This is a genomic window from Sphingomonas sp. PvP055, from assembly GCF_040546365.1.
GTDB lineage: Bacteria > Pseudomonadota > Alphaproteobacteria > Sphingomonadales > Sphingomonadaceae > Sphingomonas > Sphingomonas echinoides_A.
Window position 1 is genome coordinate 1 of the sequence record NZ_JBEPNS010000002.1, and the last position, 19,378, is coordinate 19,378.

The 19,378-nt window shown below is 61.9% G+C and carries 22 protein-coding genes; 11 read left to right on the top strand and 11 right to left on the bottom strand.

Annotated features, from left to right (window positions below; translation table 11 throughout):
* Positions 1-262: 262 nt before the first annotated feature.
* Both ABIC16_RS18720 and ABIC16_RS18725 read left to right on the top strand, forming a co-directional pair.
* Entirely contained in the window at positions 263-835 is a 573-nt protein-coding gene (locus tag ABIC16_RS18720) for a DUF2306 domain-containing protein (RefSeq protein ID WP_354292387.1), read from the top strand.
* Positions 836-857: 22 nt separating this feature from the next.
* Positions 858-1,838 carry an SDR family oxidoreductase gene (locus ABIC16_RS18725; protein WP_354292388.1) on the top strand — a complete coding sequence of 327 codons (981 nt, stop codon included), beginning with the start codon at positions 858-860 and terminating at the stop codon, positions 1,836-1,838.
* 272 nt (positions 1,839-2,110) lie between these two features.
* Here ABIC16_RS18725 and bdcA read toward each other — a convergent pair whose 3' ends face one another.
* On the bottom strand, positions 2,111-2,824 hold the full coding sequence (bdcA, locus tag ABIC16_RS18730) for an SDR family oxidoreductase (protein WP_354283651.1): 714 nt from the start codon (positions 2,822-2,824) through the stop codon (positions 2,111-2,113).
* Between the two features lie 73 nt (positions 2,825-2,897).
* Between bdcA and ABIC16_RS18735 the strand changes: the two genes are divergently transcribed.
* The gene (locus ABIC16_RS18735) at positions 2,898-3,515 is read left to right on the top strand and encodes a TetR/AcrR family transcriptional regulator (RefSeq protein ID WP_242140830.1); all 618 of its coding nucleotides are present in this window, start codon (positions 2,898-2,900) and stop codon (positions 3,513-3,515) included.
* 167 nt (positions 3,516-3,682) lie between these two features.
* On the opposite strand, the gene ABIC16_RS18740 is transcribed toward ABIC16_RS18735, so the two are convergent.
* Complete coding sequence (locus ABIC16_RS18740; RefSeq protein WP_354292389.1) at positions 3,683-3,994, bottom strand: ArsR/SmtB family transcription factor; 312 nt, start codon at positions 3,992-3,994, stop codon at positions 3,683-3,685.
* A 132-nt stretch (positions 3,995-4,126) separates the two neighbouring features.
* On the opposite strand from ABIC16_RS18740, the gene ABIC16_RS18745 reads away from it, so the two are divergent.
* Positions 4,127-4,861, top strand: a complete 735-nt coding sequence (locus ABIC16_RS18745) for a 3-oxoacyl-ACP reductase family protein (protein WP_038658504.1) — start codon at positions 4,127-4,129, stop codon at positions 4,859-4,861.
* A gap of 219 nt (positions 4,862-5,080) precedes the next feature.
* A complete protein-coding gene (locus ABIC16_RS18750) occupies positions 5,081-5,860 on the top strand; it encodes an SDR family oxidoreductase (protein ID WP_354292583.1) in 780 nt (259 codons plus the stop codon).
* 885 nt (positions 5,861-6,745) lie between these two features.
* Here ABIC16_RS18750 and ABIC16_RS18755 read toward each other — a convergent pair.
* On the bottom strand, positions 6,746-7,528 hold the full coding sequence (locus ABIC16_RS18755) for a methyltransferase domain-containing protein (protein WP_354292390.1): 783 nt from the start codon (positions 7,526-7,528) through the stop codon (positions 6,746-6,748).
* 343 nt (positions 7,529-7,871) lie between these two features.
* Between ABIC16_RS18755 and ABIC16_RS18760 the strand changes: the two genes are divergently transcribed.
* The 4 genes from ABIC16_RS18760 (at position 7,872) to ABIC16_RS18775 (ending at position 11,048) form a co-directional block, all read left to right on the top strand.
* Positions 7,872-8,186, top strand: a complete 315-nt coding sequence (locus ABIC16_RS18760; protein WP_354292391.1) for a hypothetical protein — start codon at positions 7,872-7,874, stop codon at positions 8,184-8,186.
* A gap of 59 nt (positions 8,187-8,245) precedes the next feature.
* Complete coding sequence (locus ABIC16_RS18765; protein WP_354292392.1) at positions 8,246-9,763, top strand: sulfatase family protein; 1,518 nt, start codon at positions 8,246-8,248, stop codon at positions 9,761-9,763.
* Positions 9,764-9,844: 81 nt separating this feature from the next.
* A complete protein-coding gene (locus ABIC16_RS18770) occupies positions 9,845-10,696 on the top strand; it encodes a formylglycine-generating enzyme family protein (protein WP_354292393.1) in 852 nt (283 codons plus the stop codon).
* A 100-nt stretch (positions 10,697-10,796) separates the two neighbouring features.
* Positions 10,797-11,048, top strand: coding sequence for a GCG_CRPN prefix-to-repeats domain-containing protein (locus tag ABIC16_RS18775; protein WP_354292394.1), 252 nt, complete (start codon positions 10,797-10,799; stop codon positions 11,046-11,048).
* 42 nt (positions 11,049-11,090) lie between these two features.
* Here the strand turns inward: ABIC16_RS18775 and ABIC16_RS18780 are convergent, their stop codons facing one another.
* From ABIC16_RS18780 to ABIC16_RS18815, 8 genes are all read right to left on the bottom strand, one after another.
* The gene (locus tag ABIC16_RS18780; RefSeq protein ID WP_354292395.1) at positions 11,091-11,993 is read right to left on the bottom strand and encodes a cellulase family glycosylhydrolase; all 903 of its coding nucleotides are present in this window, start codon (positions 11,991-11,993) and stop codon (positions 11,091-11,093) included.
* Positions 11,994-12,395: 402 nt separating this feature from the next.
* Positions 12,396-12,833: a periplasmic heavy metal sensor gene (locus tag ABIC16_RS18785; protein WP_354292396.1), complete on the bottom strand. Its 438-nt coding sequence runs from the start codon at positions 12,831-12,833 to the stop codon at positions 12,396-12,398.
* The gene (locus ABIC16_RS18790) at positions 12,826-13,230 is read right to left on the bottom strand and encodes a hypothetical protein (RefSeq protein WP_354292397.1); all 405 of its coding nucleotides are present in this window, start codon (positions 13,228-13,230) and stop codon (positions 12,826-12,828) included. The genes ABIC16_RS18785 and ABIC16_RS18790 overlap by 8 nt, the downstream gene beginning before the upstream one ends.
* Entirely contained in the window at positions 13,220-13,777 is a 558-nt protein-coding gene (locus ABIC16_RS18795; protein ID WP_354292398.1) for an RNA polymerase sigma factor, read from the bottom strand. The genes ABIC16_RS18790 and ABIC16_RS18795 overlap by 11 nt, the downstream gene beginning before the upstream one ends.
* A 38-nt stretch (positions 13,778-13,815) precedes the next feature.
* Complete coding sequence (locus ABIC16_RS18800) at positions 13,816-14,091, bottom strand: EF-hand domain-containing protein (RefSeq protein ID WP_354292399.1); 276 nt, start codon at positions 14,089-14,091, stop codon at positions 13,816-13,818.
* Positions 14,092-14,588: 497 nt separating this feature from the next.
* Positions 14,589-14,975 (bottom strand): endonuclease/exonuclease/phosphatase family protein, encoded by a 387-nt coding sequence (locus ABIC16_RS18805; RefSeq protein WP_354292400.1) that lies wholly within the window; start codon positions 14,973-14,975, stop codon positions 14,589-14,591.
* Complete coding sequence (locus ABIC16_RS18810) at positions 14,954-15,670, bottom strand: IS6 family transposase (protein ID WP_354292401.1); 717 nt, start codon at positions 15,668-15,670, stop codon at positions 14,954-14,956. Before ABIC16_RS18810 ends, ABIC16_RS18805 begins: the two co-directional genes overlap by 22 nt.
* Before the next feature lie 756 nt (positions 15,671-16,426).
* Positions 16,427-17,509: a LysR family transcriptional regulator gene (locus ABIC16_RS18815; protein WP_354292402.1), complete on the bottom strand. Its 1,083-nt coding sequence runs from the start codon at positions 17,507-17,509 to the stop codon at positions 16,427-16,429.
* Here ABIC16_RS18815 and ABIC16_RS18820 point away from each other — a divergent pair.
* Both ABIC16_RS18820 and ABIC16_RS18825 read left to right on the top strand, forming a co-directional pair.
* Entirely contained in the window at positions 17,493-18,053 is a 561-nt protein-coding gene (locus ABIC16_RS18820) for an SRPBCC family protein (RefSeq protein WP_354292403.1), read from the top strand. The two genes, ABIC16_RS18815 and ABIC16_RS18820, sit on opposite strands and share 17 nt — an antisense overlap.
* 523 nt (positions 18,054-18,576) lie before the next feature.
* Positions 18,577-19,104 carry a DUF1440 domain-containing protein gene (locus tag ABIC16_RS18825; RefSeq protein ID WP_354292404.1) on the top strand — a complete coding sequence of 176 codons (528 nt, stop codon included), beginning with the start codon at positions 18,577-18,579 and terminating at the stop codon, positions 19,102-19,104.
* Positions 19,105-19,378: the final 274 nt, after the last annotated feature.

Consider the following 19,378-nt stretch of genomic DNA (forward strand, 5'->3'; position numbering starts at 1 on the left):
TCCCCCGCCGCGTCCAACCCGCGAAAGCCATAACCAGTCGGTTTCATCAACGTCAGAATATCAGAAAGTGGATCCATGATTTGGACGATCACAATGAATGAGGGGACGGATGAGCATGGTCGGTCCAGCGCCTCATGCCTAGACGGTGTCGAAATACGAGGCCTGTAGCATGATCGATCCCAATCCGCCGTCCTGGCCCCGACCGCGAACGGAAAGGCCGCGACCACGGTCTTCTCTAGTGCGACGCGTGTCTTGGGCGTTCATGGCGATGCTGAGTAGCGCTGTGGCGCTTGTTTCCTATCGCTATCTCGCAAAGGCGGGACCCGTTCCAGTGACAATCGCAGCCAATGCCTATGTGAACCCATGGCTTGTGATCCACGCGACCGGGGCCGCAACTGCACTCTTTGTTGGACCATGGCAGTTTCTGCCTGTGTTTCGTACGCGCCAGACAGCCGCTCACCGGATGTGCGGGCAAATCTACGTCGCCGGGTGCGTCACGGGGGGGACCGCTGCGCTAGTGCTTGCGACCGGCGTCTCCACAGGACCTATCGCCGGCACCGGTTTCAGCTTGCTGGGTATCGCTTGGATTGCAGCCACCATATTTGCGGTCCGGGAGATCCTAGCACAACGAGTGTCGTCGCATCGGCGCTGGATGATCCGCTCGTTTGCACTGACGTTATCGGCAGTAACGCTGCGACTCTACCTGCCGGCTAGCTTTCAACTCGGGCTCGATCCGATCCTGTCCTATCGCGTGATTTCCTGGGCATGCTGGCTGCCCAACATGGTCCTGGCAGAGCTGTACCTAACCTTCAGCAAGGCCGACGCAATTCCTTGAACAACAAATAGGAGTAATCTGCATGCGGGTCTTCATCACTGGCGCAACGGGTTTCCTAGGACCTGCGATTGCGAATGACCTCATTAAGCGCGGTTACCAAGTTGTGGGCCTCGCTAGATCTCAAGCCTCCGCTGAAATGCTGCAAGCGAACGGTGTCCAACCTCTCATTGGCAGCCTTACCAACCTTTCGGTTCTGCGGCAGGGCGCCGAGGCGGCCGACGGCGTAATCCATCTGGCATACAGTTTCTCGCCGGGTGACATGCCGCGTACACGTATGCTCAGTGCCGTTTTTGGTGGCTGGCCTGGTGGCATCATGGGACGAATGATGAAGGCCATTACAGCGACCAACGACGCGGCCCTCAATGCCCTGGCGAGCGCGCTCGGTGGTTCTGAGCGACCCTTAGTGACCGCCTTCGCCACGATGGGCATAGCTGGTGCTTCGGGGGCATCGGCACGGGGCATTGCCATTGAAACCGACTGCCCAAACGCAGCGTCTCCTGGCTACGTCCGCTCTGTCAGTGAAGCTCTCGTGGAGCATTGGGCGTCCCGCAAAGTGCGAGCCTCGATCGTCAGATTGGCGCCCGCAGTACACGGGACGGGCGACAAGGGCCTAATCCCCCAACTCGCCCTGGCAGCGCGCAAACACGGCGAGGTTATTTATGTCGGCGAGGGCGCCAATCACTGGAGCGGCGTCCATATCAATGACGCCGTCTCGCTGTTCAGGCTGGCGCTCGAAAAGGGAAAGTTTGGGGGCGTCTACCACGGCGTAGGTAACGACGTGCTCACCTATCGCGAGATTGCCGAGGTCATGAGCCAGCGATTGGGCCTGCCTCTACGCTCGGGAACGCAGGTCGACGCCACACGCCAGCTTGGCTTTACGGCGCCGTTCGTCTCGGTTGACAACCCAGTGAGCAGCGCGCTCACCCAAGCTGAACTTGGCTGGGCACCGGCTGGCCTCTCCCTGATCGATGACCTAAAAAGTCCGGCATACTTCAGCAGCTGATAGTCGCGCAGGCGCTGTAGCTCATGATCAGAACGGCGGTGCGGCACCAACGGCAACCAACCGGGATCCATCAAGGAAGGATTGGGGCCCCTGCAGTTGCGGACACTCAAGAACGGCTATTCAAACCGTCCTGGCCGCCTCCCAAAACCAAACCTTCGTTAAGGAGCGTAGATCGTCAATTGCTGATGATGACGCGTAACAGCTTTCGCTAACGGTCACGACGCGAGCGATGGTGCTACCAACCTCGCCCGCGCCACCGTCGTCATTTGGGTTCAAGCGCCGAACGCGCCGTCGATCGTATGCATCCCACCGGTAACGAAGCCCGCCTCCGGCCCCGCCAACCATGCAACCATCCCCGCGACTTCTTCCGGCCGTCCGTGGCGCTTGATCGCCATGAAGCTGTGCATCAGATCCTTCATTGGACCGTTTTCAGGGTTGGCATCGGTGTCGATCGGCCCTGGTTGCACGATGTTGATCGTGATGCCGCGTGGCCCGAAATCGCGGGCAAGCCCTCGCGCCATCCCTTGCAGCGCAGATTTGCTGAGCGCGTAGGACGCCATGCCGGGCACCGGCATCCGATCACCGTTGACGGAGCCGATGACGATGATCCGTCCGCCATCGGGCATCTGCCGCGCCGCTTCGACAGAGGCGTGATAGGGCGCGTGGACATTCACGCGGAACAGCCGATCGATTTCGTCCGGGTCCTGATCGAGCGCATCGCCGAAGATTGCGAACCCGGAATTCACGACCAAAATGTCGAGCGGCCCGCTGTCCCGCACGCGCGCGATCACCGCGTCGCGGTCAGCGCTGTCGGTTTGCACCGCTTTGCCCCCGGTCTCTGCCGCAAGCCGCTCCGCGGCCGCTAGAGACCCCGCATAGGTAAAGATTACGGATGCACCTTCCGCGGCAAAGCGCCGGACGATCGCTGCGCCGATACCGCGACTACCCCCCAGTACAAGAACGGACTTTGCTTGAAACGGGGCCATGATGTGCATCCTTGAGAATTAATGTATGGCTCGCTACATAAATGCTCGATTAGACTCGTCAAGGTGTTTTGTAATGATGACTACAGATAAATCCCGGGCACGGGGTCGGCCCCGACGCTTCGATCCCGAAGAAGCAATTGGTACCGCGCAGCAGCTTTTCCATGCGCATGGCTATGACGCGGTCAGCGTCTCGGACATCACCACCGCGCTTGGGATAAACCCACCAAGTTTTTACGCCGCCTTCGGCAGCAAGGCCGGTCTCTACGCCCGCGTACTCGATCGTTATAACGCGACCAGCGCCATTCCCTTCGCCAATCTGCTGCGGGACGACCGGCCCGTGGGCGCCTGCCTCGCAGCGGTGCTCGAGGAGGCCGCCCGCTATTATACCGCCGACCCAATGGCGAGCGGATGCATGGTGGTGGAGGGCATCCGCGCGAAGGATGGCGACGCGCGCGAAGCTGCCTGTGAGATCAGCCTTGCCGCCGAAGCCGTGATTCGCGACTATATCGCTGCCCGCCATCCGGAAGATGCCCGGCGCCTGACCGACTTCGTCAGCACGACCATGTCGGGACTCTCCGCCAAGGCGCGCAATGGGCATGGGCTGGATCAGCTTCTTGCAACTGCACGTATTGCAGGCTTGGCTCTCGCACAGGTTTTCCCGGCTGCAGATTACGCTAGCGATCCCGTTTGATGCTCAGATGACCCAATCCCGGCCATTCACACGTCCCTTCTCGCTGCCCGAAACCTGCCGCCCATTCATTTGAGCGAATTATCTGCTTAGTCACGCAGCACCGCTTCCAGTGCGCCGCTGTCAAGCGCCGACCGGAGCCAATCGAGCTTGACGCGATTGGCCGACAATTAGGCGGGCCGGTTGGCGAGGACCGCGTCGAGCAGGCCAGGAAAGCGCTTATCGAAGTCGTCGCGCCGCAGCGCGTTGATCATCTCGCGCCCGGCCTGCGTCGTCTCGATCAGTCCCGCGGCGCGCAGCAATTTGAGGTGGTTCGAGAGCGTGCTTTTGGGGATCGTCTCGCATGGCGCGGCGTCCGTGCAACTCAGCCGCTCGGTCTCCGCAAGCCGTGCCACCATGCCAAGCCGATTGGTATCTGCCAGCGCATGCAGCGCCAGATCGAGCGGAACGTCCTCCAGCCGGGGGTGGGTGAAGCGGGGCATGCAGCGGAATATAGGGCACGACCGTGAATTTAATAGTTCGGGAATATTGAACCGTTGGAACGGCACGCCATCTTCCTGCCTGCCGGCAGCGCACGACATCGCAATCGCCGGCAACATCTTTGGAGAAAGCACATGTCACTTCAGGGCAAGAAGGCGCTAGTCACGGGCGGATCGCGCGGCATCGGTGCGGCGATCGCCAAGCGACTGGCAGCAGATGGCGCGAGCGTCGCGATTACCTATGCCGGCAACAAGGCCGCCGCAGACGCCACCGTAGCGCAGATCGAAAGCGTCGGCGGCACGGCGTTCGCCTTCCAGGCCAATGCCGCCGATCCAGTATCGCAGCGCGCGGGCGTCGAGCAGGCCGCCGCTGCCCTTGGCGGGATCGACATCCTCGTCCACAATGCCGGCGTGGCCGAATTTTCGATCGTTACGGACGATACTGACGAGACCTATGACCGCCAGTTCGACGTCAATGTTAAGGGTTTGCATGTCGGCACGCGCGCGGCGCTTCCGCATCTCAGCGATGGCGGCCGGATCATCCTGATCGGCAGCATCTCGGGCGAAATGGCCTTCCCCGCGACCACGGTTTACAGCGCTACCAAGGCGGCGGTCGCGGCGCTGGCACGGGGCTGGGCGAAGGATCTCGCTCCGCGCAGCATCCTGGTCAACACCGTGCAGCCGGGACCGATCGACACCGACATGAACCCCGCTGACAGCGAGTTCGCGGGGCAGGTGCTGCAAGCCATCCCGCTCGGCCGCTACGGCAAGGTCGAGGAGATCGCGGGCGCGGTCGCGTTCCTCGCCGGACCGGACGCAAGCTATATCACCGGTACCACGATCAACATTGATGGCGGCGCGACCGCTTGAATGATGCCCATCGCTCTCCGCTGCGAAGCTCAGGGAAGCGAGGGCACTCGGCAGCATGATACGAAAAAGACCGGTTGCAGTTATTCACGACAGGTTGAGGCTCCTCCGAACTCGGTCGTCCGTTCAGGTATGTCGCCACGCCGGCCAGGCATCGATGAACGATCCGGTGCGGCGATCATTCTGAGCCGACGACCTTTCCCTGATGCGGAGCGATCAACCATGAAGATTAGCGGCAACACGATCCTGATGACGGGTGGAGGAAGCGGTATCGGTGAAGCGCTGGCGCACCGCTTCCATGATCGCGGTGACACGGTCATAATCGCCGGGCGGCGCCAAGAGGCGCTCCAACGCGCGGCGGATGGCCGTGATCGCATCCATACCATGACGCTGGATGTCGAAGACGCTGCTGCGGTCGACGATTTCGCCCAGAAGGTCGTCGCCGACTTTCCGGCGCTGAACGTGCTGTTCAACAATGCCGGCATCATGAAATTTGAGGATCTGACGGGTCGGCGCGACCTGGCCGATGCCGAAGCGACGCTGGCGATCAATATACTTGGCACGATCCGGCTGACGAACGCGCTGATCGACCATCTCAGGGATCAGCCTGATGCCGCGATCGTTACGGTTACCTCGGGCCTCGCATATGTGCCGCTGGTGGCGGCGCCGACCTACTCGGCGACCAAGGCAGCGATCCACTCCTACTCAGTCTCGCTCCGGACCCAGTTAGCGGGCAAGGTCGAGGTGATCGAGCTGGCCCCGCCAGGCGTGCAGACCGACCTCACGCCAGGACAGGCGAAGCGACCAGGCTACATGCCGCTCGATGCGTTCGCCGACGCTGTCGCTATGCAATTCGCCCAGCAACCTACGCCAGCTGAAATCCTTGTCGACGAGGTCCAGTTCCTGCGTCAGGCCGAACGCGAGGGCCGCTTCGACGAGACGTTGAAAACGCTGACGGAGCGCGCCGCCAAGCAGCGTGAAGAGGGTAACCAACGGAGCTGAACGTGCTGCCCGTCAGGTAGTCGGCACAGGCCTTCCGACATGCGTGAGGACTTGTCGCGGAACGGCCTTCGTACGAAATTGAACGCCTTTCCGACGCAACTTGTTCGAAGCATGGTGGAGCGGCACGCAAATCGCGTGTAGCCATTATACTGCTGGCGGTATCGTGGCTGTCCCGACCCACAAACAGACGTTCGCGGGCTCCTTCGGCCCGCCCAACTTCGGCCGTTTGTTCATGTAGGCATATCGTCGCTGACGAGGCCGCATGAGAGGCGCGAGTTGGGACGAAGCCGTCTTTTTGGGAGACGGCCGTCACTGTCGGGCTTCTGATGAACGACCATTCGCAAAGCTTCGGAAATCGGGTTAAACACGCCCGAGAGCATGCAACTTTGTAGGTTTGGAGCCCATGCCAAAAGGCGGCGGCGCTTACCTGACGGAAAACGCTCCGGCTGAGGTTGTCGCACACTTTCTCATTCCGACAGAGTATCTCGCACAATCGTGGGAACATGAAGAACTAGCGACACGACGTACGACTCACATCTGCTCCTTTTACGGCGGGCCGCGTCGAAAACATGTGTTTTCCGACAGGGCGCGGTGCTCAAAAGCTGCTGGGCTGTTCCCCGGCCGCACCCGGATGTCGAGGCTCGCGATCCGAGCGCCCAATAGAGGTTATTTGTTAAGCGCGATTTTTCACGTGTATCAGCCGCCGACAGGCCATTTGAGGTAGGCGGACGGCTGTCTGCGCGATCGCTCGGGCGACTTTCCCGCTAGGAGCTCAGATCAAGAACGCGTTAGCCTTCCCGTTCAACTTTCTCCATCGAGATCAAGGTTCCGGCACGCGCTTGCGAAGGCGATCGGCAGGTGTGCAATGCCAAGCTTGGACGATGACTATTCGACGCCTTCGAACCGGCCCGAGACGAGAAAGGCCAGATCCCAAAAGATCGTACCGTTCGTTGCGCGGCGTTCGTCATCAATGCGATGGGCGAGCGTATCCAGATCGACGTCACCCTCGCGCACGACACCGTGTTCGATCATGCGCGGCAACATGACGCGCGCGAGCGTTGGCAGGAAGGATTCTTCCCAAGGCTGGATAAGCACGCCTTCGCTTCGCGCATGCTCGACCACGAAACCGGCTGCGCGCACTAATGGTGCCAAACGGTAACCAAGCATTACGTCGCCCTTTTCCGCAGCGACGGTGTCCCAAACCATTCCGTAACACTGGCGATGTACTGAAAGATCGCCTGCGCCGTTTGGCAGATCGGCGCGCGCATGTTCCTGAAAGGCCAGGATCGTTCCGGGCTTGGCCAATCGTGCAAGCCGTACGAGCGTTGCAGCAGCATCAAAAAGGTACATCAGCACCCGCCTGCCGACAATCGCATCAAACAAGCCGAGGTCGGGCAGCTCTCCACTCAGATCGGCGGATCGGTAATCGATCGGAGCGTTTTCCGGATTAGGCGGTACGGCGCGTGCCGATGCCAGTGCATCTTCGCTCCTGTCGATGCCGACGACTTCGCCTTCAGGGCCGACCAACGCTCCCATGACCCGGCTAAGATCGCCGTTGCCGCATCCGACATCAAGCACACGCATCTTGGCGGCGATACCGACATGGGGAAAGTAGCGGGCGCTCGGGACATTGGCAGGATTGACCGACGCGCGATTGGGATGTGACATTATCACACGGTAACGGATATGCTTGAGGACAACAAGGCCACGGCGTCAGGCGACATCCGCGCTCTCTCAGTAGTGAACGGGCCGCTTCCCTCTCCGGAGGTGACATTCGGTTGTCGTGGAATGCGGCGATATGCGAGACGTTCATAAGCCAGGGCTTTTGCACGAGCGCCGCTTAAATGCTGTGGCACAAAATCGATTGCGTCCTTGCGATGGAGATTCGTACTCGTCGCTATCATACTGGAAGAGGTCCCAGTCGACAGAACGGTCTATCTTGGAACTGTAGAATTCTCGCGACGGAATCAATCGAGCACCGCGTTGAAGGAGCAGTGACAAGGAGAACGAGATGTCGAAGCTACGTTTTACCGCTGCCCTCACGGCAGCGTTGGTGCTCGCCGGGGCCGCAGATGCGCAGAGCGTCAATCAGCGTCAGGGACGCCAACAGGCGCGCATCAATCAGGGCGTTGCCAGTGGGCGCCTGACTGCCGGTGAGGCCGTTCGCGACGAGCGCCAGCAGGGTCGTATTAATGCTACCGAAGCACGGATGCGTGCGAACAATGATGGGCACCTCAACAGCAATCAGCGTGCGCGCCTTGAAAACCGTCAGAACCGGGCCAGCGCGCATATCTACAACAGCAAGCACAATCGCCGCGGTTACTGAGCCACAGCCGGGGCGGCCCCTGCCGCCCCGGTCTTTCGTTATGCTGTTGAGAGGCTCTCATGAACCGTCGTGATTTCGTTCAGGCGACGGCTGCAGTCGCCGCGGTCGCTGCAACCGGCGTGCGTGCTGCGACCGCACGACGACGGCCGAATCTCCTCTACGTTTTCAGCGATCAGCACCGCGCCGCGTCGCTGCCAGGCGAGCCTTTCAACCAGGCCACCGCCCCGAACCTCGACGCCTTTCGGCACGCCAACTTCTCGATGGATCGGTGTGTCTCCAACTATCCGCTATGCACGCCGTATCGCGGCATCCTGATGAGCGGACGCTGGCCGTATCAGACGGGTCTGACCCACAACAACGTCGCGCTGCCGTCGAACGAAATCTCGCTCGGCCGCGTGTTCCGCGATGCCGGCTACCACACCGGCTATGTCGGCAAGTGGCATCTGCAGGGTCGCGGCAATGCGTTCATACCCGCTGGTCCCGATCGCCAGGGGTTCGAAGACTGGCATGTGTGGGCTCGCACCAACGCGCACTACCGCTCCTGGACCTACGATCCCGATACCGGCGCAAGGGTTCAGCCCGACGGTTGGAACTGCACGACGATGACCGATCAGGCGATCACCCTCATCGAGCGGCAGCACGGCGCGACCAAGCCCTGGATGTTTATGGTGTCGTGGAACCCGCCGCATCCACCTTACAACCCGCCCGCGCAGGACGCCGAGCGTTACCCTCCCGACCAGCTCAAGCTGCGACCCAACGTCTCGTTTCCCTTGCAAGGGAAGCCTGCCGCTGGTGAGGCACGACCATTGACCGGCGCCGAACCGCTGCGTGAAGCGATGCAGGGCTATTATGGTGCGATCACCGGGGTCGATGCGGAGTTCGGGCGGCTGCTCGCCGCACTGGAGGCCAGTGGCCAGGCGGAAGACACGATCGTCGTCTACACCTCCGACCACGGCGATATGATGGGGTCGCAGGGCCGTATGGCCAAGCAGGTGCCCTTCGAGGAGTCCTGCCGGGTCCCGTTCTTCATACGCTACCCCGGCGTAACGCCCAAAGGCAGCCGGTCTGACACGCTGTTTGCGGCCATCGATATCTACCCCACCTTGTGCGCGCTGGCTGGCTTGCCAGTCCCGCGTCACTGTGCCGGACGTGACATGTCGGCCGTTATGCGCGGTGGCAGGGTCGAGGCATCGCAAGCCGTATTTCTGATGAACCAGTTGCCACATGCAGCCGACGGAATGGCGGCAAACGGTGAGGACGGCGATGCAGGAGAGACGGCGCCTGACGGCCGTGCGCGCGGGCCACGGGAGACCCGACCGGGTCACCAGTTCATCAACCAGCCAACCTATCGCGGCTTGCGCACCGATACCCATACCTACGCGGTCGCCGAGAGCGGCCGCTGGTGCCTCTACGACAACGTCGCCGACCCGTTTCAGATGAGGAATTTGGTCCGTGACCCGGCACACCAAGCGATGATGACGGGTTTCGATAAGCAGATCGGGGCTTGGTTGATCTCGGCCGGCGACCCCTTCCCGCTGGCAGATGCGGTCACACGCATCACCGACTTCCCAACCTGAGTCTCAATGAGCTGTTGTCCTCCCGATCACCCGGGCCAACCACCCCACACGCCGTCGCTGCATGCCGGAGTTTGCTCAATCTTGACTGAGCCGATGGTCGAGGTCCGGGGCGGCGTGTTTTGGATGGGCTCGGATGATCCGCTTGGGTTTCCCGAGGATGGGGAGGGCCCGGTTCGTGCTGTGCGCCTTCGCCCCTTCCTGATCGACGCGACTGCCGTCACCAACGCATCTTTTGCGCTTTTTATCGAGGCGACCGGCCATGTCACCGATGCCGAGCATCTGGGCTGGTCCTTCGTGTTCGTAGGCGAGACGGGATCTGGCGATCCGGTCGTAGAGCAGGCGCCCTGGTGGGCAGCAGTCGAGGGTGCCAACTGGCGTCACCCTTCTGGCCCCCAGAGCGATATCAACGACCAGGGAGGTCACCCGGTCGTTCATGTCTCCTGGCACGATGCGCTCGCCTATGCAGGCTGGGCGGGCAAGCGCCTGCCGACCGAAGCGGAATGGGAATGCGCGGCACGCGGGGGGCTCGACCAGCAGCTTTATCCTTGGGGCGATGTTTTCTTGCCCGAGGGCGAACCGCGCTGTCGGATTTGGGACGGGCCGTTCCCACGCCGACGAGCCGGGTCCCTACCCCCCGGCACGGGGCCGGTGCGCGAGTTTCCGGCCAACGGCTACGGTGTGTACGGCATGGCCGGCAACGTCTGGGACTGGTGCGCCGACTGGTTCGATCCTGTGCACCATCTCTTTACAACGCGGGACAATCCTCACGGTCCCGCCAGTGGCGAGCGTCGGGTGCTGCGGGGCGGCTCGCATCTGTGCCACCCATCCTATTGCAACCGGTACCGCGTGGCTGCTCGTAGCAGCAGCACCCCTGAAAGCAGTACCGGGCATATCGGCTTTCGTTGCGCTCGAGACATACCGAGCGGCGACTAGATCGCGCCGTTGAAAAACGACCTGCGACGGAAACTGCTGCCGGTGACGTTGAACGATAGTCCGGTTCAATTCCGGATGCGTAAGCAAATGAGAGGTGATCATGAAGATGCTTATCCTGGCGGCTCTGGCTGCCACAACAACGCTCGGCGTGGCGTCGACCGCCGACGCCGCGCAAGGCTGCGGGCGGGGCTTTCATCGCGGTGCCTATGGGCGCTGCATTCCCAACCGCGGGCCTGGGTACGGGCGGCGCGGTCCGGTAATCGGTGTATTCTATCCCGGCCGAGGCTATTGGCATGGCGGCCGCTATTGGGGGCACCGTTACCGCTGGCATGGCGGTTGGCGCTATCGCTGAGTGAACGATTGGCCGGGGCACCCGCGGTGCCCCGGCTCTACGTCACAATCCGTCAGCTGCGGTAAGCGGCCGGCCATAATTTGTCGTGAAGAGCGTGTGGACGAGCTGCCCCGAATTGCCCATCGAATTGGCCGGCGTTGATCCCTTGTATGTTGTCGGGGCCCATCCCGGCACCGTCTGAGTCATTACCCCCGGCACGTCGAACGCCCCGCCGCCCAGCGGAATAGAATGGTCGCGCAGGTAGTTCAGAAGGTCGACCGCGACCTGATAGCTGGTTAGATTGCCAAGGCCGATATCGGCGCCGAACCCGGCGGACCATTCATCGGCCCAAACCGGCATTTTGGTGCTGGGAATGCCAAAATCCACATCCCATTTGCTCTCGTCGTCACTACCACGCTGATAGGGGTGGACTGCGTAGACGACACGGCCGAGCGGGTCGTTGATCGTCGGTACGCCGTCGAGCGTGCGACCGATCCCTAGCCCGTCGAGCACCATGACATTCTGGCTGCCGGCCGCACGCAGATGGTCCAGTAGCGGCTGCATACCGACCGCGACGGGATCGCTCGCGCCGGCAGCATTGGTACCCCCATAGGCCCATAGCGCCCAGTTCGCATCGCTCTTCGCCGGTCGCGGCTCATTGTACAGCTCATACAGCACACCACGGTCCGCCCCGAAGGTTGCGTTGAGCGCATCCCAGTCGCGTACCGTCTCGGCGGTGGCGAAAGGGTTGAACCCCGTCTCGCCGCTATTGGTCTCGTCCTGCATCGAGATCATGACGACAAACCCGGCAGCGCGCGCCTGCTTGATCGCCGCGGTGACGCTAGCGGTATAGGCGGCATCGTAGAGCGGCGATTGCGGATCCAGCGACGGCTGGCTGACCTGGAAGCGAAGCGTGTCCGCGCCGAACGCCGTCGCTGCTGCCAGTTCGGCTGCCCCATAGTTCACGGTTCCCGTGTACGTTTTTGGCAGATTGGCCTGTAGATACGCAGGTGTGGCGACAAAGCCGCGGATCACGACGCTTCGCGGCATCCAGGTTTGACCGTTGAGAGTGAGGTGAAGCCCGGATACCCCGACCGCCTGCGCAGCCACTGGTGTGGGAGCAGACGTTGGCGTTGGCGTGGGTGAAGGCGCTGTTATCGGGGTCGGCGTTGCGCCTGGGACAATGGCAATAGGCGCCGAAGTCACACTGCCCCCGCTACCGCATGCGGCGACACACAGGAGGGCGGCGGTCGTCATCAGACGCGTTATCAGGCTTGTTCTCAATGGAGCGTGACCTTCTGTTCGGTTCGTTGCTCGTTGAACGGCGCGTCACTGCAAATCCGTCGCGACGCCCCGTCGCCATCGGCGTCACCGATCCCGCTTGCGTATTCTGCTGGTCAACGCATTCGCAATGCTCTGGCGGTCCGCCTGCGGGAGCGTGGCGGCAAAATCCACGGCGCGGTCTTCGACGATCGCACGGACCCGGGCGTCGTTGGCGCGAGCTCGAGCAAGCGACGCCTTGATCGCGACCGCATTCGGTACCGGCTCGCCTAGCAGTCTTGCTGCCTTCGCCTTGGCAGCGTTGCTGTCGACGATGAGCGGCCGGACCGACGCGCGGGCCTGACGCAGGTTGGTACGGAACGCACGGCGCTCGTCACGTGGCAGTTCCGAGCCGATCACGCGTAGCGCGCCCGCAGCGATCATGCGGTGACCACCCTTCAGCCAGACCGTTCCGCCGATCAGTGCTCCTGCGAGGAACAGGTTGAGCAACAGCGAGGCGATGACCAGAATGCGCATCCTACCCATTGCTGTCACTCCCGGCCGGTAGGTCGCCGAATACCGTCATGCTGTCTGCCTGGCTCGTCGGCGTAAGGATCGTCGTAGCAGCGATGCCGGCCGTGGCGCCTGACAGTGCGACGGTCATCCCGATCGCAGTCCACCAGAGTTTGACCGATCGCGCGATCGAGGTTCTGGGCGCACCCGCAAAAACACGGGCCGCGAGCGCGTGGTTGGGGGCTGGCACCAGCCAACTATCGAGCGTCTCGTCGAGCGCCAGTGCATCGGCAAGGATAGCTCTCCCTTCAAGCGTTCTCGACACGCGCAGCGCGTCATCCTTCTCGGAAGTCGGCCACCGTGCGATCACACCGCCATAGGCATCGGCCAGCGCTTGAAAACGCTGCAGGCTGAAAGGCTCAGATGTCACCGTTCGCTCCTTTTTGCGAAAGCTGTGCGCGCAAGGTCCGTCGACCGCGCGCCAGCAAGGATTCCAGCGCCTCGACGCTGACCCCCAGCGCTTCGGCTGCGGCCGCGCCTGTCAGATCCTGATAATGAACGAGCAATATGGCCTCTCGTTGACGTTCCGGCAGCGCGGCAATCGCTGCTGCTACCGCCCCATCGCGTTCTGCCGAGACAAGCGTAGCCTCGGCATCGGGCGTAGGGTCGGTAAGGTCGACGACCGCATCGCTCGTGATCTCGCGCCGACGACGCAACCGATCGCGGCACAGATTGAGGACGACCGTGTGCAGCCAGGTATCGAACCGCGCACGCCCTGGCTCCCAGCTGCCAGCTTGCCGCCAGACACGGACGAATGCCTCCTGGGCGACGTCCTCTGCTTCCGCGGTATCGCGCAGCATACGGTTCGCCAAGCCGACGATGCGCGGGAGCTTGCCCGTGACTAGCAAGCGCGCCGCTGTCGGATCGCCGCGTAAGAGGCGTGACAGCAACGCAACGTCGGGATCGGAGTTGTCCAAATTGGGCGCACCTTACCGGCATGGTTCCTTACCCGATGTCATTCGCCGGCGTCGTCGGTTGATCCGGCGCCACGATCGACGGCTGACGCGTGTCCAGCTTTGCGTTCCTCGCGGGTCAGCCGACCGTCGGCATTGATGTCTAGCCGTCGAAAACGCTTGCTGGCGGCCGTATCAATCTCCGGGCGATCCACGAAACCGTCGCCGTTGCGGTCGAGACGCGTGAACCGCTTGGCAGGGTCACCCTTGCCGTTCGTCATCGCTGCCACAAATTCGGCTCGGCTGACCCTGCCGTCGTGGCTGGTATCTGCTGCCATCACTTTGCCTTCACGGCGCTGCTGGAACTGCTGAAGGCTCCATCCACGGGCGTTGCCGCGTACCTTCGATAACCGAGCAGCGCCTGAGCTGGCGGGACTGGTAGCCTGAGCATTAGTAGCGACGGTTGATTGGGTGCGATCGCCACTAGATTGCTTGGCGCATGCTACTGTGGGGAGCGTGCCGGCGACAACCAATGCCAGCGCTGCAATCCGGCGATTATTCATAACCATGAGCTAGCCTATCTCGATTAAACTCGTGTCGCTTGGTTCAACGTCAGGCTGATCCGGTTCCGTCGAGTTTGCGAATAAAAAGATGGTGCCGTCGCCAGCGTGGATCATGGAAGTTGAAAATGCGCTAGTGAATGCGGCCCGGTTACAAGAAGCTCTTGCGAAAGACTGATACTATTACCGTTGCTAACAATGTAGCTGGCATCGTAAAACGGCGTTGCTAATACCGATCGGCGAATATCGTGGGTTTTCGGCAAGCTGTAACACGCTTAGCGGTCGCGTCTTTCCTCGCGATAGTCCTGCAGAACCTCCTTCACGTCTTTCCGATCTTCGTTCGATACGGGTTCAGGCCTCCCGTTCGTGCCCGGCTTGCCTGTCAGGCAGAGACGCGAATGTATGGGCAGATGATCCGAACCGACATCCTCGAGGACCGCGAGGTCGCGAACCTTGAAGTCGGGGGTGACGAACATGTGATCGAGCGGCCAGCCGAGCAAAGGCGTGCGTGCGGGGAAGGTCGCAAACGTACCGCGGCCGATCCGCGCATCGAGATACCCCCCGACCCGTTTGAAGGGTGCTGTCAGTCTAACGCCAACCCCTCTCCACAAGATGCACCTGGGTCTTTGAAGGCCACAGTCTAGCTGGCAAGCATCTGCCACTCCGCCAGCGCGGCGGAGCGTCGTTCCCTATAAGTTTGTCGGTCGACGAGATGGCGTTCGAGGCTGAAATGGTTGTGAATGTTGGCGTGTACGGAGGCGAACTTCTGCAGCGTCTTCATATGCCGGAACCGCAGCATCGCTCGCTCCCGTCGTCGGAACGGCAGATGACTGTTCTCCACCCGGTTATTGGCCCAGCGTCCGACCTCCTGCTTCTCGCGGTTGCCCAGCTCGTTCATTGCCGCACCGTAGGAGCGAAGGCCGTCAGTAGTGATCGCCTCAGGTGAGCCGTGCCGTCTCAGCGCCTTCTTCATGAAGGCAAGCGCCGCCGCCTTGTCGCGGCTCTTCGTAACGTAGCTCTCCAGCACCTCGCCCTCGTGATCCACCGCCCGCCACAGGTAGACCATCTCACCATTCAGCTTCACGTACAACTCGTCCAGGTGCCAGCGCCAGTGACGGAAGCCCCGCATGCGGCTTACACGCTGGCGGCGGATGTCGCCTGCAAACAGCGGACCGAACCTGTTCCACCACAGCCGCACCGTCTCGTGACAGATGTCGATCCCGCGTTCAAACAGCAGGTCCTCCACATCCCGCAGCGACAGTGGGAAGCGCACGTACATCAGTACGACCAGCCGGATCACCTCAGGCGACGAGTTGAAGTAGCGAAACGGTGAGGCTGGCTTGCGGGCGCGGGGCATGGCTACGCTCCTACCCTGCCCTCCTTACCAGCCGGTGCATTTGGTTTGACGGAGCCCCTTGGCGGGATGGCTTGCCGTTCAGCCGTTCCGTCCAGCGCAGAGTTCCGTCTGGAGCAACGATGACCTGGAGTGTAGCGGTCGGCGTGGCGGTAGGCCTCTCATTTACCGCGGGAGCGCCACTTAGACTCACGACATACCAATTCCCGTCTGTAAGCGAGCCCCAGCGCACCTTGGCTCCGCCCATAGCCTCTAGCACCAGCGTCTCTGCTGCGTAGATGCCGAGCCGCGTACTGCGCCAGGTGCCTGCGAGCCCTTTACCACGGCCTTGCCGGACCAGTTGTTCCGGTGCGGCTCCTGGATGCTCGCCTGTGATGGTCAAAGTGTGCGCGTCCGCTGACAAGCTGAGTTCGCTACTATCGACAATCCGTCCATAGATGCGGTGCTCACGCTCCCACCGGTTAACGCCTAATTTCGCAAGCTGGGTCTCACGACCTGCAATTGTTGGGTGGAAAGTACCGTCATCGGGCAGTGTGAAGCTGACCACGCCGAGGTCGAAGCGATAACCTTGGGGGGTCATGGCAATGCGGGTTACCTCGCCTCAAAAGTGGCTGGCCGCACGGTCCAATCGCCACTCGCCCGTCCATCCAGCTAGCGGAGTCACTACCGTAGCCGCGACCGACACGGTTGCCACAATTAAGGCGATGATCATGCGTGGTCCTAACGATGTCGAAGATGAGGCTAGAATAAAGTCCGGTGCTAGCTTCCGGTGTAACCGTCGATAACTTTGGAGGTGAAATCGATAAAGGCCCGCACCTTGGCGGCACGATGCTGACGCGATGGATATAGGGCATAGAGGGGAAACCGCTCGCCTGCCCAATCCGGGAACAGGTCGAGCAGCTTTCCTGTTCGCATGAGGTCGCTTGAGCCCAGCTCCATGATCTGCGCGATGCCGGCTCCGGCCTCGCACGCCGTGAGCATCGCGCCTACGTCCGAGACAAGCAGACGTGACGAAGGTCGGATCAACAGCAGCTCCCGCTCGCTTCGGAACTCCCATTCGAACGGGCGGGCATTCGCGGCGTCGTAGAAGTCGATGCAAGGAAGTGCCGCGACCTCGCGTGGGTGGCTTGGGCGCCCATAACGCTCGACGAAGCCCGGCGATGCGGCGGTGATGATCCGCGTCTCCGCCAGCTTGCGCGCGATCAACGATCCGTGCGGCGGCTCACCGAAGCGGAGCGCCAGATCGAAGCCATCCGCCACGAGGTCGCCTGCGGCATCGCGCATGATCATCTCGACTGTCACGTCAGGATGGCGGTCGAGAAAGTCTGCGATCCGTCCGGCCAGCATGACGCGCGAAAAAAACGGATCGACGTTGACGCGTAGCCGTCCACGGACCGTTCCCGCCGATCCTGCCGCAAGTATGGCGGCCTGTTCAATACCGTCGAGGTGCGGTCCGACTTCCTCATGAAAACGGCGTCCCTCGTCGGTTAGCGTCAGCATCCGTGTGGTGCGCTCGAGCAGCCGCACCCCGACACGCGCCTCGAGCCGCGCGATGGCACGTCCGACGCCGGACGGTGTTAGACCAAGCGCATCCGCGGCACGCGTCATCGATCCTGCCTCTACCACCGCCATCAGCACCGTCACGCCTGACAGCAGGCGTCCATCGTAGGTCATGGCCATTCCTGATTTTGGATCCGAAGTGTTTGGACACTTCGGCGCTACAGGCAAGCGGAGAGCGGTGCCATCTCCCGCAAGGAAGATCGGAGGCCGACCAATGCGACACATCAACAGGCGGTTCGCCGCTGCCATTATGGGAGTTACCGCGATGACGACGATTGCCAATGCCCCGGCCAGCACGCCGCAGGCGAAAGCCATCCTGACGATGCAGGACGATCTGGCGCGCCGGTCGACCGACATCCACTGGCCGGCGGGGTTCGATCCGGCCAAGGCCGACCTGTTCGCGCACAACGAACTGCTCATCCATGCATCCTGCGAGAAGGTGTTCGCGCGCATCGTCGATGTGAGGGGCTGGCCCAGTTGGTACGCGAACGCCAGCAACGTCGATATCCTGGGAAGAGCGGCGACGCTCGGCGCAGGCACCCGCTTTCGGTGGACGACCTTCGGGTTGAGCATTGAGAGCGCAATCCACGAGTTCGAGCCCGGGCGCCGGATAGGCTGGTACGGTTATGCACCGGGGCAGCCGCCGGCCTTTTACCACACCTGGCTCCTAAAGCCTGTGGATGGCGGCTGCATGACCGTGATGGAGGAGGTCGGCAACGGCAAAGATCCGGCGCACCTGCGTGACACCGACCAGAGCCTGATGCACCGCGGGCACGATCTCTGGCTGGCGACATTGCGCTGGATGTCGGAAAGTGTCGGGGCGTGATGCCACATAAGTCGCTGACATAAACGGTATTGGCGAGAGGACACCCATCACCGGCATCCTCTCGGCCATGCGCCGTCAACGATCCCTGGTGGGATTGATCCGGCTATCATTGCCCGTGCGCGGATCGACTTCACGCCCAACGATCCATCAGTTTTCCGGCGCAGGCTCGTTGATGTTCATGATGATGTCCTCGCGCCGTAGGCCCGGACTGGCCACGAGCTTGTCGGCAATCTTCTCAAAAATGATCTGCTTAGTGACCGCTGCTCCGGTCGGGTGGGCTAACGACCGTGGCCGCTGCGACGCGGTCCTTAATGCAGAAGTTCAATGGCGCGATCTGGAGCGAAGAGATCGTTCGCAATTAATTACGCTGCACCGTGACCCACATTCGGCCTTTCGTGCAACCTATCCCACTCCCCCAATCCGGTCATTTGTTAATCGAAAAGTTTCGAAGCTTTAGGCGCCTTCTGGGGCAACCCGCCCCCGCCTCCGGAGTTACCGAGTGCCAGACACAAGGAGATACGCGATGGCTTCGCCCCCCACCAAGACTGATGAGAGCAACGCTGCCAAAATCGCGCGCGGTCTTGTGGCAGGGGTGATCGCGGGCGCCGTTGCGTCCTTTGCGATGGACCGGTTCCAGGCGGCGGCATCTCCGTTACTGCCGTCAGGCGGGAGCAATTCGGAACCGGCAACCGAGAAAGCGGCCAACGTCATCACGACGGGCATCACAGGCTATGCGATCCCTGATGCGGACAAACCTCTTGCTGGGCAGGCGGTCCATTATGCGGTCGGGATCGCTTTAGGTGCTGCTTATGGTATCGCCGCGGAGTTCCGACCTTCGGTTACCTTGGGCTTTGGCACAGCGTTCGGGCTCGGCACCGCGACCATATTGGACGAAGCCGCGGTCCCCGCGACGGGGCTTGGCAGCCCTCCGTGGGAAGCGGGGATCGCGAGCAACCTCTATTCCTATGCCTCTCATCTCGTCTTTGGCGGCGTGAGCGAAATCGTGCGCCAGCAGGTCGCGGGCACGCTGACGCCGCAGCAAGTCGGCTAAGCCCTTGTCACGAGGGGCACCGACGACCCATGTGTGGACGGCCCTCCGTTGGCAAGCTTGAACAGTCGCGTTGCAATGCTGGTTGGTGCGGCCATGTGTCCGACCTGTTGGTGCGGCTCATAGCGCCGCTGGCCATAATGCCATTCGCGCGGTTCGGGTCCCGATCACTTACACGCGCTTGATGCGCTTGGGTCATTGTGGGTTTTCCCGATCCGGCGGTTCAACCGGCTTGTTGCATTAGCTCCTATCCGCCCTTCCCAACCTCGTCCGGTGC